Origin of the sequence: Streptomyces sp. NPDC001728 (assembly GCF_040297565.1) — a bacterium.
Lineage (GTDB): Bacteria > Actinomycetota > Actinomycetes > Streptomycetales > Streptomycetaceae > Streptomyces.
In genome coordinates this window covers 160,660-174,240 of the sequence record NZ_JBEOZK010000002.1, presented here as the reverse complement: position 1 = coordinate 174,240, position 13,581 = coordinate 160,660, and the positions used below count along the sequence as shown (strand labels likewise).

Annotated in this window: 12 protein-coding genes; 10 read left to right on the top strand and 2 right to left on the bottom strand. The window is 72.5% G+C overall.

The window, feature by feature from the left end; all coding sequences use genetic code 11:
- The first annotated feature begins 134 nt into the window (after positions 1-134).
- The 5 genes from ABT154_RS03690 to nudC all read left to right on the top strand — a co-directional run bounded on the left by ABT154_RS03690 (position 135) and on the right by nudC (position 7,795).
- Positions 135-911: a hypothetical protein gene (locus ABT154_RS03690; RefSeq protein WP_351852361.1), complete on the top strand. Its 777-nt coding sequence runs from the start codon at positions 135-137 to the stop codon at positions 909-911.
- An 82-nt stretch (positions 912-993) separates the two neighbouring features.
- Positions 994-1,800 carry a hypothetical protein gene (locus ABT154_RS03685; protein WP_351852359.1) on the top strand — a complete coding sequence of 269 codons (807 nt, stop codon included), beginning with the start codon at positions 994-996 and terminating at the stop codon, positions 1,798-1,800.
- 73 nt (positions 1,801-1,873) lie between these two features.
- The gene (locus tag ABT154_RS03680; RefSeq protein ID WP_351852357.1) at positions 1,874-5,362 is read left to right on the top strand and encodes an ATP-dependent helicase; all 3,489 of its coding nucleotides are present in this window, start codon (positions 1,874-1,876) and stop codon (positions 5,360-5,362) included.
- Between the two features lie 10 nt (positions 5,363-5,372).
- Positions 5,373-6,791 (top strand): dipeptidase, encoded by a 1,419-nt coding sequence (locus ABT154_RS03675; RefSeq protein ID WP_351852355.1) that lies wholly within the window; start codon positions 5,373-5,375, stop codon positions 6,789-6,791.
- 35 nt (positions 6,792-6,826) lie between these two features.
- Positions 6,827-7,795 carry an NAD(+) diphosphatase gene (gene nudC / locus ABT154_RS03670; RefSeq protein WP_502969435.1) on the top strand — a complete coding sequence of 323 codons (969 nt, stop codon included), beginning with the start codon at positions 6,827-6,829 and terminating at the stop codon, positions 7,793-7,795.
- A 101-nt stretch (positions 7,796-7,896) separates the two neighbouring features.
- On the opposite strand, the gene ABT154_RS03665 is transcribed toward nudC, so the two are convergent.
- Positions 7,897-8,151, bottom strand: coding sequence for a mycoredoxin (locus ABT154_RS03665; RefSeq protein WP_351852352.1), 255 nt, complete (start codon positions 8,149-8,151; stop codon positions 7,897-7,899).
- A gap of 146 nt (positions 8,152-8,297) precedes the next feature.
- On the opposite strand from ABT154_RS03665, the gene ABT154_RS03660 reads away from it, so the two are divergent.
- From ABT154_RS03660 to ABT154_RS03640, 5 genes are all read left to right on the top strand, one after another.
- Positions 8,298-10,478 (top strand): ATP-dependent DNA helicase UvrD2, encoded by a 2,181-nt coding sequence (locus ABT154_RS03660; protein ID WP_351852349.1) that lies wholly within the window; start codon positions 8,298-8,300, stop codon positions 10,476-10,478.
- A 172-nt stretch (positions 10,479-10,650) separates the two neighbouring features.
- Complete coding sequence (locus ABT154_RS03655; RefSeq protein ID WP_351852346.1) at positions 10,651-11,004, top strand: hypothetical protein; 354 nt, start codon at positions 10,651-10,653, stop codon at positions 11,002-11,004.
- Positions 11,005-11,177: 173 nt separating this feature from the next.
- Entirely contained in the window at positions 11,178-11,549 is a 372-nt protein-coding gene (locus ABT154_RS03650; RefSeq protein WP_351852343.1) for a WhiB family transcriptional regulator, read from the top strand.
- Positions 11,546-11,869, top strand: a complete 324-nt coding sequence (locus tag ABT154_RS03645) for a putative WhiB-interacting protein (protein ID WP_332436124.1) — start codon at positions 11,546-11,548, stop codon at positions 11,867-11,869. Before ABT154_RS03650 ends, ABT154_RS03645 begins: the two co-directional genes overlap by 4 nt.
- 124 nt (positions 11,870-11,993) lie before the next feature.
- Complete coding sequence (locus tag ABT154_RS03640; protein WP_317878925.1) at positions 11,994-12,176, top strand: hypothetical protein; 183 nt, start codon at positions 11,994-11,996, stop codon at positions 12,174-12,176.
- A 48-nt stretch (positions 12,177-12,224) separates the two neighbouring features.
- Here the strand turns inward: ABT154_RS03640 and ABT154_RS03635 are convergent, their stop codons facing one another.
- The gene (locus tag ABT154_RS03635) at positions 12,225-13,577 is read right to left on the bottom strand and encodes an ABC1 kinase family protein (protein WP_351852340.1); all 1,353 of its coding nucleotides are present in this window, start codon (positions 13,575-13,577) and stop codon (positions 12,225-12,227) included.
- Positions 13,578-13,581: the final 4 nt, after the last annotated feature.

The following is a 13,581-nucleotide window of genomic DNA, read 5'->3' as shown; positions in this document are numbered from 1 at the left end:
GGTCCCCACTGTGGGGAGCGTCACGTACCCCTTCCGTACATCCTTCGCACTCCCTCGCAGGTCAATCTCCTCGCGCCGCCCCGTAAGGGCGGCGTGAAGACAAGCTGTGAAGGACCGCTGTGAGGAGTACGGGCATGAAGGCCAACAGGAAGCTCTGGGCGACGGCGACGATCTGCGTGGCGCTGGTCGCCGGCGTCACCGGCTGTTCCCAGGACAAGGACAAGGCCGCCGCCGACCCCTTCGCCGGGCTCACCGCCGACGCCATCGCCGACAAGGCCGTCACGACCACCAAGACGGCGACCTCCCTGCGCATGAACGGCACCGGCAAGACCGACGGCCAGGACATGACCACCGACTTCACCCTCGACAGCAAGGGCTCCTGCAAGGGCAGCATGTCCGCGGGTACGGGTGGCGACGGCAAGGCCGAGATCCTGCGGACCGGCGGCTTCACGTACATGAAGGGCGACGACGCCTTCTGGCGCTCCACCGGCGGCGAGGAGGGCGCCTCGGCCGACGAGGCCGGCGCCATGTCCGCGCTCCTCAAGGGCCGCTGGATGAAGATGCCGTCCGAGGGCGACGACAACGACCTCGGCTCGCTCTGCGACCTCAAGACCATGATCAAGGAGATGGACGAGGAGGACAAGAGCGACCGCACGGGCCTGACCCGTGGCGAGGACGCCGACGTCGACGGCACCGCCGCCACCACCCTCACCAAGAAGAAGGGCGCCGAGACCACCACCTTCTACGTCGCCAAGGAGGGCAAGCCGTACGTCCTGCGCGTCGTGAAGGCCGGCGGCAAGGAGCCCGGCACCGTCACGTTCAGCGAGTTCGACAAGCCCCTCACGGTCGCCGCGCCTCCGGCCGACCAGATCGTCGACATGGCGGAACTGGCCAAGCTCGGCGGTTCCTGACCCACCCGGGTGGAGTAGCGGCCACGCGCGCGTGGAGCGACCCTGGTGGACAGGGCTCGGGAAAACCCGCGAGGAGGCTCGCATGGCGTCCCACCGAAAGCTCCGCGCCGCGGCCGTCGTCTGCGCCGTCGCCGTCGTGACAGGTCCCGCACCCGCGGCGGCCTGGGCGGCGGCCGGTGACCCGGCCGCCGCGCCGGCGGTGACGGCCCCGTCACCCGATCCGTTCGCCGGTCTCACCGCCGACCGGATCGGGGACAAGGCGGTCACCGCCACGCGGTCCGCGACCTCCCTCCGCATGACCGGCCGGCTGTCCGCGGACGGCCAACCGCTCGACATCGACTTCGCCGTCAACGACCACGACGAGTGCACCGGCGTGATGAAGATCAAGGGCGGCACCGCCGAACTCCGCAAGGCCGCCTCGATCACCTACCTCAAGGGCGACGAGGCCTTCTGGCGTGCCTCCATGACCTCCCAGGGGATGTCCCCCGCGCAGATCGCCGCCACGATCGAGCTGGTCAAGGGCCGCTGGCTGAAGATCTCCCCGGGGCAGGCGGGCAGCGCCGACCTCGGCGGCGTCTGCGACCTGAAATCGCTCCTCGCGGACCTCGGCAGGGACGAGGCCGAGCGCCGCGGCCTCGTCAGGGGCCCGGACGCGAAGGTCGGCGACACCCCCGTGGCGACCCTGGTGAAGAAGAAGGCGGGCGGGGAGACGACCACCGTGTCCGTCGCCCGGCAGGGCAAGCCGTACATCCTCAAGATGGTGAAGAAGGGCGGCCCCGAACCCGGCGCCCTGGTGCTCTCCGACTACGACAAGCCCGTCAAGGTGGTGATCCCGCCCGCCTCGGAGACCGTGGACCTGTCGAAGCTGGACCAGGGCACGGCCGTGTGACGAGCCCCTTTGACCCCGCGGGCCGGAGCGCTACCGGACCGGAATGTCGGTCGGCCCCGTTAGCCTCTTTGGGGTGACCTCACGCATCACCGACCCCGAGCAGCTCAAGCAGCTGCTCGGCATCCCCTTCACCCCGGAGCAGACGGCCTGCATCACCGCGCCGCTCGCCCCGCACGTCGTCGTGGCCGGAGCCGGCTCCGGCAAGACGACGGTGATGGCCGCCCGCGTGGTGTGGCTGGTCGGCACCGGCCAGGTCGCCCCCGAGCAGGTACTCGGCCTCACCTTCACCAACAAGGCCGCCGGTGAACTCGCCGAGCGCGTCCGCACCGCCCTCGTCCGCGCCGGGGTCACCGACCCCGATGTCATCGACCCCGACGAACCCCCGGGCGAGCCCCGCATCTCGACGTACCACGCCTTCGCCGGCCAGCTCCTCACCGACCACGGCCTCCGCATCGGCCTGGAACCCACCTCACGGCTCCTCGCCGACGCCACCCGCTACCAGCTCGCCGCGCGCGTGCTGCGCGAGGCCCCCGGCCCGTACCCGGCCCTCACCCGGTCGTTCCCGACCCTCGTCACCGACCTCCTCGCCCTCGACGCCGAGCTGGCCGAACACCTCGTACCGCCGCAGACGCTCCGGGCGTACGACTCCGAGCTGCTCACCGCCCTCGAAGGCGCCCGGCTCAGCAACGCCGAACTGCGCAAGATCCCCGAGGCCGCAGCCGCCCGCCGCGAACTCCTCGACCTCGTCGTCCGTTACCGCGCCGCCAAGCGCTCCCGCGACCTGCTCGACTTCGGCGACCAGATCGCCCGCTCCGCCGAGCTGGCCACCACCCGGCCCGAGGTCGGCGAGATCCTCCGCAAGGAGTTCCGGGTCGTCCTCCTCGACGAGTACCAGGACACCTCCGTCGCCCAGCGGCTGCTGCTCTCCGGACTCTTCGGCCGGAGCGCCGCGGGCCCGCCCACCGGCCACGCCGTGACCGCCGTCGGCGACCCCTGCCAGGCCATCTACGGCTGGCGCGGCGCCTCCGTCGCCAACCTCGACGACTTCCCCGAGCACTTTCCGCACGCGGACGGCAGCCCCGCCGACCGCTACTCGCTCTCCGAGAACCGGCGCAGCGGGGGCCGGCTCCTCGACCTCGCCAACCGGCTCGCGACACCCCTGCGCGCGATGCACGCGGGCGTGGAGGCGCTGCGGCCCGCGCCCGGCGCGGAGCAGGACGGCAGCGTCCGCATCGCCCTCCTCCCCACCCACGCCGAGGAGATCGACTGGCTCGCCGACTCCCTCGCCCACCTCGTCCGCACCGGCCGCGAACCCGGCGAGATCGCCGTCCTGTGCCGTACCGCCACCGACTTCCCCGCCATCCACGCGGCCCTCGTCGCCCGCGACGTGCCCGTCGAGGTCGTCGGCCTCTCCGGCCTCCTCCACCTGCCCGAGATCGCCGACCTCGTCGCCGTCTGCGAGGTCCTCCAGGACCCGGGGGCCAACGCCGCCCTGGTCCGCCTCCTCACCGGCCCCCGCTGGCGCATCGGCCCCCGCGACCTCGCCCTCCTCGGCCGCCGGGCCCGCCTCCTCGTCCACCGGGGCGGCGACGCGCCGGACCCCGAACAGCGGCTCGCCGCCGCCGTCGAGGGCGTCGACCCGGCCGAGGTCGTCTCCCTCGCCGACGCGCTCGACACCTTCCTCGACTCCGGCGGCGCCGCCGACGACGGCCTGGCGTTCTCCGCCGACGCCCGGGTCCGCTTCGCCCGCCTCGCCGCCGAGCTGCGCGCCCTGCGCGGCTCGCTCGCCGACCCCCTCATGGACGTCCTGCACCGGGTGCTCTCCGCGACCGGCCTGGAGGTCGAGCTGTCCGCGTCCCCGCACGCGCTCGCCGCCCGCCGCCGCGAGACCCTCGGCCACTTCCTCGACATCGCCGCCGGCTTCGCCTCCCTCGACGGCGAGGCGAGCCTGCTCGCCTTCCTCGGCTTCCTGCGGACGGCCGTCCAGTACGAGAAGGGCCTCGACAACGCCCTCCCCGGCGGCGAGAACACCGTCAAGGTCCTCACCGCCCACAAGTCCAAGGGCCTGGAGTGGGACGTCGTCGCCGTCCCCGGCCTGGTCGCCGGCCAGTTCCCCAGCGCCCGCGCCCGCGAGTCCTGGACCTCCCAGCCGCAGGTCCTCCCGCACGCCCTGCGCGGCGACGCGCCCACCCTGCCCCGCGTCGACACCTGGGACGCCAAGTCCCTCTCGGCCTTCAAGAACGACATGAAGGACCACCAGCACACCGAGGAACTGCGCCTCGGCTACGTCACGTTCACCCGCCCCCGCTCCCTGCTGCTCGGCTCCGCCCACTGGTGGGGCCCCTCGCAGAAGAAGCCGCGGGGGCCCTCGGACTTCCTCCAGGCCCTGTACGAGCACTGCGCGGCGGGCCACGGCGACATCGAGGCCTGGGCGGAGGAGCCGGGCCCGGACGAGAAGAACCCGACCCTGGCGGACGACGGGACGGACCAGGCCTGGCCGCTGCCGCTGGACCCGGACGCGCTGGCCCTCCGGAGGAGGGCGGCGGAACAGGTGAGGACGGCGCTGTGGTCCCTCGCCACGGCACCGGACACAGAGCACGCGCATGCGGAGCCCTCGCACGGGGAGCCCTCGCACGGGGAGCCCTCGCACGGGGAGCCCCTGCACCGGGAGACCTCGCACCGGGAGACCCCGTACCCGGAGGCCGGGCCCACCCATGCACCACCCCCGGCCGACCCCCACCCCGAGGACCCCTGGCCCGAGGAGGAGGAACCCCTCTGGGACGAGGAGACCCTCCCCGAGGACACCCACGCGGACACCGTCCCGGCGCCGAGGGACCCGGAATCCGGGCCGACCCCCGAGGACGCCCGCACCATCGCCTCCTGGGACCGCGACCTCACCGCCCTCACCACCGAGCTGCGCCGCGCCCGCGCCACCACCCGGGACGTCCTGCTCCCCGCGTACCTCTCCGCCTCCCAGGTGCTGCGGCTCGCCGCCGACCCCGACGGCTTCGCCCAGGAGCTGGCCCGGCCCATGCCCCAGGCGCCGCAGCCGGCCGCCCGCCGGGGTACCCGCTTCCACGCGTGGGTGGAGTCCCGCTTCGAGGAACTGCCGCTGCCGTTCCTCGGCCCGGAGGAACTGCCCGGCGGCGAGGACTTCGCGGGGGAGCCGGAGATCCTGGACGAGCGGGACCTCGACGAACTCAAGGAGGCCTTCGCCCGCACCCCGTACGCCCACCGCACCCCGTACCGCGTCGAGGTCCCCGTGCACCTCTCGCTCGGCGGCCGGGTCGTCCGGGGCCGGATCGACGCCGTCTACCGGGACCCGGACTCCGGGGCGTACGAGATCGTCGACTGGAAGACCAGCAGGCACCGCACCGCCGACCCCCTCCAGCTCGCGATCTACCGGCTCGCCTGGGCCGAGCAGCACGGCCTCCCGCCCGAGGAGGTCGCCGCCGCCTTCGTGTACGTCCGAACGGGTGAAGTCGCGCGGCCCGCCCGGCTGCCCGGCCGGGCCGAGCTGGAGACCCTCCTGCTGGGAGGGGCACCCCAGGACGCCGGATAGGCTCGGGGGCATGAGCGAGACCCCGGACAGCGCCGTCCACGCCGTACGTACGTACATCGAGCAGCACCGTGCCGCCTTCCTGGGCGACCTCGCCGAGTGGCTGCGCATCCCCTCCGTCTCCGCGCAGCCGGACCGGGCCGACGACGTGCGGCGCAGTGCCGAGTGGCTCGCCGCCAAGCTGACGGAGACCGGCTTCACCACGGTCGAGGTCTGGGAGACCGCCGGCGCCCCCGCCGTCTTCGCCGAGTGGCCCTCCGACGACCCGGACGCCCCGACCGTCCTCGTCTACGGGCACCACGACGTGCAGCCCGCGGCCCGCGAGGACGGCTGGCACACGGACCCCTTCGAGCCGACGGTCGTCGACGGCCGGATGTACGCGCGCGGGGCGGCCGACGACAAGGGCCAGGTGTTCTTCCACACCCTCGGCGTCCGCGCCCACCTCGCCGCCACCGGCCGCACGGCGCCCGCCGTCCACCTCAAGCTGATCGTCGAGGGCGAGGAGGAGTCCGGCTCCCCGCACTTCCGCGAGCTCGTCGAGACCCGTGCCGGACGGCTCGCCGCCGACGCCGTGATCGTCTCCGACACCGGCATGTGGTCCGAGACCACCCCCACCGTCTGCACCGGCATGCGCGGGGTCGCCGACTGCGAGATCGAGCTGTACGGCCCCGACCAGGACATCCACTCCGGTTCCTTCGGCGGCGCCGTCCCGAACCCGGCCACCGTCGCCGGCCGGATCGTCGGGGCCCTCCACGACGAGCACGAGCACGTGGCGATCCCCGGCTTCTACGAGGGCGTGACCGAACTCACCGAGGCCGAGCGCGCCCTCGTCGCCGAGCTGCCCTTCGACGAGGAGGCCTGGCTGCGCACCGCGAAGTCGCACGGCACCCTCGGCGAGGCCGGCTTCTCCACCCTGGAGCGCGTCTGGGCCCGCCCCACCGCCGAGGTCAACGGCATCGGTGGCGGCTACCAGGGCCCCGGCGGCAAGACGATCGTCCCCGCCTCCGCGCAGCTCAAGCTGTCGTTCCGGCTGGTCGCCGGCCAGGACCCGGCCAAGATCGAGCTGGCGGTACGGGACTGGCTCGCCGCCCTCGTCCCCGCCGGCATCCGGTACGAGATCGTCTTCGGCGCCCCGACCCGCCCCTGCCTCACGCCCCTCGGCCACCCCGCCCTCAAGGCGGTCGCCGGGGCCATGAGCCGGGCCTTCGACGGTGCCAAGGTCCGCTACACCCGCGAGGGCGGCTCGGGACCGGCCGCCGACCTCCAGGACGTCCTGGAAGCGCCCGTCCTCTTCCTCGGCATCTCCGTCCCGTCCGACGGCTGGCACGCCCCCAACGAGAAGATCGAACTCGATCTCCTCATGAAGGGCGTCGAAACGACCGCGCACCTGTGGGGCGACCTGCCCGCCGCCCTCCTCGTCGCCCAGCGCTGAACCCACACACCGATCCGGGGGAGTTGGAAGCACCTGTGAGCACCTTGAAGAACGCGCAGAGCGGCCCGAAGCACGTGCCGGCGGACCGCCCGATCTCGCTCACCGCCCCGAGCGGCATCGACCGCGCCGCACACCACCGCCTCGACGAGGCGTGGCTGGCCGCCGCCTGGAGCCACCCCACCACCCGGGTCTTCGTGGTCTCCGCGGGGCAGGTGCTCATCGACGACCTGCCGGACGGCAGCACCGAACTCGTCATGACCCCGGCGTTCGAGGCGCCGGTCACCGAGACCCACCGCTACTTCCTCGGCACGGACGCCGAAGGCGTCTCCTACTTCGCGCTCCAGAAGGACTCGCTGCCCGGCCGCATGGACCAGTCCGCGCGGCCCGCCGGGCTCCGCGAGGCCGGTCTGCTGCTCTCGGACCGGGACGCCGGCCTGATGGTGCACGCGGTGGCCCTGGAGAACTGGCAGCGCCTCCACCGCTTCTGCTCGCGCTGCGGCGAGCGCACGGTCATCGCCGCGGCCGGCCACATCCGCCGCTGCCAGGCCTGCGGCGCCGAGCACTACCCGCGGACCGACCCCGCGGTGATCATGCTGGTCACGGACGACCAGGACCGGGCGCTCCTGGGCCGTCAGGTGCACTGGCCGGAGGGCCGCTTCTCGACCCTCGCCGGTTTCGTGGAGCCGGGCGAGTCCATCGAGCAGTCGGTCGCCCGCGAGGTCTTCGAGGAGGCGGGCGTCACGGTCGGCGAGGTCGAGTACATCGCCAGCCAGCCCTGGCCGTTCCCGTCCAGCCTGATGCTGGGCTTCTTCGCCCGGGCCACGTCCTCGGAGATAGACGTGGACGGCGAGGAGATCCACGAGGCCCGCTGGTTCTCCCGCGAGGACCTGGCCGCCGCCTTCGAGTCCGGCGAGATCGTGCCCCCGTACGGCATCTCGATCGCCTCCCGCCTGATCGAGCGCTGGTACGGCAAGCCGCTCCCGAAGCCGGGCGACGTGGTCTGACCGAGCGGTACGGCGAAGCCGGGCGAGGTGGTCCGGCCGACCGGTACGACGAAGCCCCCGGCCGTATGAGGCCGGGGGCTTCGTCGTACCGCTCGCGGGGCTCAGGCGGTCAGCGCCTGCTTGACCTGGGCCAGCGACGGGTTGGTCATGACCGACTCGGTACCCGTGGAGGCCACCACCAGAAGCGTGGGGACGGTCTGGTTGCCGCCGTTGGCCTTCTCGACGAAGGCCGCCGACTCGGGGTCCTGCTCGATGTTGATCTCGGTGTACGCGATGCCCTCGCGGTCCATCTGGCTCTTCAGCCGACGGCAGTAGCCGCACCACGTGGTGCTGTACATCGTCACAGTGCCCTGCATGGCCAGGCGCTCCTCTTCTTCGCTGACGGGTGCCGAGAAGGAGAACGTACGGGCCTTCCGTCCCATTCCCGGAATTCGTATGACCGGCGAGGCCGCCTGTGGACAAGCCTCCGCGACGAGTCCGCCCGACCTGGCAGCATTGGGGGGTGACAGCAGCAACGCACTCCACTCTCTTCCCGCAGGTCCCGGAGACGGCCGACGCGGTGCTCGACGGGCTCGACCCGGAGCAGCGCGAGGTCGCCCTGGCCCTGACCGGCCCGGTGTGCGTGCTGGCGGGAGCCGGCACGGGCAAGACGCGGGCGATCACCCACCGCATCGCCTACGGGGTCCGGTCGGGCAGACTCCAGCCCGCCAGCGTGCTGGCCGTCACGTTCACCAACCGCGCCGCGGGCGAGATGCGCGGGCGGCTCCGGGAGCTCGGCGCGGGCGGTGTCCAGGCCCGTACGTTCCACTCGGCGGCCCTCCGCCAGCTCCAGTTCTTCTGGCCGAAAGCCGTCGGCGGCGATCTGCCCCGGCTCCTGGAGCGGAAGATCCAGCTGGTCGCCGACGCGGCGGCCCGCTGCCGGGTCAGGCTCGACCGGAACGAGCTCAGGGACGTCACCGGCGAGATCGAGTGGGCCAAGGTCACCCAGACCGTCCCCGCCGACTACCCTGCCGTCGTCGCCAAGTCCCTCAGGGACGCCCCCCGCGACCCGGCGGAGATCAGCCAGATCTACGCCATGTACGAGCAGCTGAAGCGTGACCGCTCGGTGATCGACTTCGAGGACGTGCTGCTGCTCACCGTCGGCATCCTCCAGGACCGGCACGACATCGCCGACCAGATCCGCAGCCAGTACCAGCACTTCGTGGTGGACGAGTACCAGGACGTCTCCCCGCTCCAGCAGCGGCTGCTCGACCTGTGGCTCGGCGACCGCGACAACCTCTGCGTCGTCGGCGACGCCAGCCAGACCATCTACTCGTTCACCGGCGCCACCCCCGACCACCTGCTGAACTTCCGCACCCGCCACCCGGGCGCCACCGTGGTCAAGCTCGTCCGCGACTACCGCTCCACCCCGCAGGTCGTCCACCTCGCCAACGGGCTGCTGAGCCAGGCCCGCGGCCGGGCCGCCGACCACCGTCTGGAGCTGATCTCCCAGCGCGACCCGGGCCCCGAGCCGGTCTACACGGAGTACGCCGACGAGCCCACCGAGGCCGAGGGCACCGCCCGCCGCATCCGCGACCTCATCGCCGCCGGCGTCCCGGCCGGCGAGATCGCGGTCCTCTACCGGATCAACGCCCAGTCCGAGGTCTACGAGCAGGCCCTCGCCGACGCCGGGGTGCCCTACCAGCTGCGCGGCGCCGAGCGCTTCTTCGAGCGCCAGGAGGTACGGGAGGCGGGCATCGCCCTGCGCGGCGCCGCCCGCGCCGGGGGCAACGACTCCCTCCTCGACGACGCCGACGACCTCCCCGCGCAGGTCAGGGCCGTGCTCTCCACCAAGGGCTGGTCGACCAGGCCGCCCGCGGGCTCGGGCGCCGTCCGTGACCGCTGGGAGTCCCTCGCCGCTCTCGTTCGGCTCGCCGAGGACTTCGCCCGCGCCAAGCACGGCGCCACCCTCTCCGACCTGGTCGCCGAGCTGGACGAGCGGGCCGCCGCCCAGCACGCCCCGACCGTCCAGGGCGTCACCCTCGCCTCGCTGCACGCGGCCAAGGGCCTCGAATGGGACGCCGTCTTCCTGGTCGGCCTCACCGAGGGCATGCTGCCCATCACCTACGCCAAGACCGACGAGCAGGTCGAGGAGGAACGGCGCCTGCTGTACGTCGGTGTCACCCGCGCCCGGCTCCACCTCACGCTCTCCTGGTCACTCGCGCGCTCCCCGGGCGGCCGGGCCTCCCGGCGGCCCAGCCGCTTCCTCAAGGGGCTGCGGCCCGGCTCCGGGTCCCTCGGCACGGTCCCGTCCGGCGGGTCCGGCTCCTTCGAGCGCGGCTCCGGTACGGCAGGCCGGCGCAAGCCGCGCGGACCCGCCCTGTGCCGGGTCTGCGGGACGACCCTCACCGAGGCGGGCGCCATGAAGCTGATGCGCTGCGAGGACTGCCCCTCGGACATGGACGAGGGCCTCTACGAGCGGCTCCGCGAGTGGCGCTCGGAACAGGCCAGGGAACTCGGCCAGCCGGGGTATTGCGTGTTCACCGACAAGACGCTGATGGCCATCGCCGAGCGGGTCCCCACCACCGGCGGGGAGCTCTCCACGATCTCCGGCGTCGGAGCCCGCAAGCTGGACCGCTTCGGCGCCGATGTCCTGGCCATCTGCGCAGGTGAGGACAGTGGGGCAGGAGGGGACGAGGACTGAGGAAAACTCGTCGGAAAAATAGTTTGCGCCCGCCCCGTCAAGCCCCATAGGTTCTTAACCACGACAACAGCGGCTTCTTCGAAGCCCTGTCTTCGTGCTGTACTTGTCCAAATAAACATGAGGGTCCGGCTCACACCCGAACCCTCCGAGACGCCGAGAGGAGGCGAATCCAGTGATCAGCTACACCATCCAGACCAGCTCCGCCAGCACCGTCAGCTTCGTCAGCACCGCCAAAATGACCGATCGCTCGGCCGCCTCCGCCTGCACGCTCGGCTTCTCCGCCGCTGCGCTCCTTGGCACCGGTCTGCCCGCCACCGGTCTGCCCGTCGCCGGTGTTTCCGGTCTCGGTGAGGCTGCCCGGGAGCTGCGCAATGAGCGACCGACCAAGGCACTGGAAGTAGTAGCAGCAGGCAAGGCCACGGTCTATGGCTTTGCGGCGACCGGTGCCGGCAAGCAGCAGACGACGACGCACCACCACAAGATGTGGGCCTTCCGTGGGCTCGAACCCTGGAGTGATCCAGTCTGATCCTTGATCAGACCGGCGCCTTCAGGGCCGCGGAACCCCACCCGGGATCCGCGGCCCTTCTGTTTGTCCCCGAACGGGGACGAGGACACGAAGGCGCCTCGGGACAGCACCACCCGGTACCAGCCGAAAACCCGGTCAACCGGCCGGAAACGACCAGACGAGGAAAATCCACCGTGCAACTCGAAGCGCACGCCCCGTCCGTACCGCCTTCCGACTCGATCCCCCTGCCCGGCCTCACGGAGGACCCCGCTTTGATCCCCCTCACCGCGCTCACCGCGCTCGACGACGCCATCGAGAACCTCGGCGTGCCCGTCCCCTGTCGCGCCTACGACCCCGAGGTCTTCTTCGCGGAGTCCCCGGCCGACGTCGAGTACGCGAAGTCCCTCTGCCAGACCTGCCCGCTCGTGGCCGCCTGCCTCGCCGGCGCCAAGGAGCGCCGCGAGCCCTGGGGTGTCTGGGGTGGCGAGCTCTTCGTCCAGGGCGTCGTCGTCGCCCGCAAGCGGCCCCGTGGCCGTCCGCGCAAGAACCCGGTCGTCGCGGCATGAGCGCCACCGGAACCATCGACCGCCCCCTCACGCACGATCCCCAGAAGCAGGCCCCGATGACCTCTTCCACCAGCGAGCCCGCCGGCTTCGCGACCTCAGTCTTCTCCCCCTCCGCCGCGCCCGTCGCGCGTCAGAACAGGACCCGTGAAATGCAACTCGCCCCAGAAGCCCTGGCTCGTGCTCATATGCACGAGCGACAGCGTGAGGCCGACGCGGAACGCCAGGCCGTGCGCCTGGTCGCCGCCCGGCGCATGCAGCGCCGCGCCGAGCGCGTCTCGCTGCGCGCCCGCCGCGCGCTCGCCATGGCCGTCATGCACTGAGTCCGTACCCGGACCGAAGGATCCCGCGCCCCCAGGGGCGCCCCTGCGGGGGCCCGTCCGAGCGGACGGGCCCCCGCGGTGCGTTGTCGGGTCGGCGGGGCTTCGTCGGGTTATCGTCACAAGGGTGAACGACGCCCGTACCCCCGAGGGCCCCCTCGCCTGCGCGCGCTGCGGCAAGACCTCCGAGACCCTGCCGCTGACCTGGACCTGTTCCGTGGAGAACGGTCGGCGCAGCTACTTCTGCGAGGAGTGCGCCCGCGCCAACATCCGCTCGATCGAGGGCCGCCTCGACTCCTCCTGGTGGTGAAAGCCGCCCCCGGGACCGGCCCTGCCCCGGTCCCGCCTCCGGCCGGGACTAGTCGGCGGCGGTCGGCACCACGAAGCCCGGCAGCCACTCCGCCAGCTCGTCCCGCAGCCGTACCGTCGCGTTGAGCTGGCACAGCACCCCGATCGTGCTCAGCGTCACCCGGTGTATCAGCAGGTACGAGGGCGGCAGGTTGAGCTGCTTGCCCAGCTGGTGGGCGGGGGAGCGGGGGTCCGCGATCCGGGCCGCCTGGGTGCGCATCCAGCCCCGGGTGAAGAGGAAGGACTCCGCCTCCGCCGGTTCGATGATCGGCAGCAGGTACTCCAGGACCGCGTCCGGGTCGAGCGCGACCGATTCCTTGACGAAGCCCTCCGTCCGCAGCGCCCCGTACACACCGTCGGCGTCACCGGCGAGCGTCATCCGCAGGCAGGTCCCGATCGTCTCCGGAAGCCCGCCCGGCAGCCGGTCCACCGTGCCGAAGTCGAGGACCCCGAGCCGCCAGCCCTCCGGCCCCTCGTCCTCGTCGGCGCCGGGCAGCAGCCGGAAGTTCCCCGGGTGCGGATCGGCGTGCAGCAGCCCCGTGCGGGCGGGGCCGGAGAAGAGGAAGCGGGCCAGCAGCTGACCCGCCCGGTCCCGCTGCTCCTGCGTGCCGTCCGTGATCACCTCCGCCAGCGGGATACCGTCCGTCCACTCGGTCACCAGGACCTGGTCCGTCCGGTGCACCACCGCCGGCACCCGCACATCGGGATCGTCCGCGAACTCCTCCGCGTGCCTCTGCTGCGCCGCCGCCTCCAGGCCGTAGTCCAGCTCCTCGGAGACCCGGTCCCGCATCTCCGCGATCAGCGGCTTGATGTCCATGCCCGGGATCAGCGGACCGAGCAGCCGCGCGAAGCGGCTCAGCTGCGTCAGGTCCGAGAGCAGCGCCTCCCCGGCGCCCGGGTACTGCACCTTGACCGCGACCTCGCGACCGTCATGCCACACGGCCCGGTGCACCTGGCCGATCGAGGCGGCGGCGGCCGGCTTGTCCTCGAACTCCAGGAACAGCTCCCGCCACTCCCCGCCCAGCCGCTCCTCCAGGACCGCGTGGACCGTCCGTGTCGGCATCGGCGGCGCAGCGTCCTGAAGTTTCGTCAGCGCCGCCCGGTACGGCCCGGCCACCTCCTCGGGCAGGGCCGACTCGAAGACGGACAGCGCCTGCCCGAACTTCATCGCCCCTCCCTTCAGCTCACCGAGGACCTTGAACAACTGCTCGGCGGTGCGCTGCTGGAGCTCGCGGGCGACCAGCTCGGCCGATCTCCCGCCGATCCGCTTGCCCAGGCCCCAGGTGGCCCGGCCCGCGAAGCCCAGCGGCAACGCGGCCAACTTGGCGGTCCGGGTGACCGCCTTCCGGGGAAGATCAGACATACGC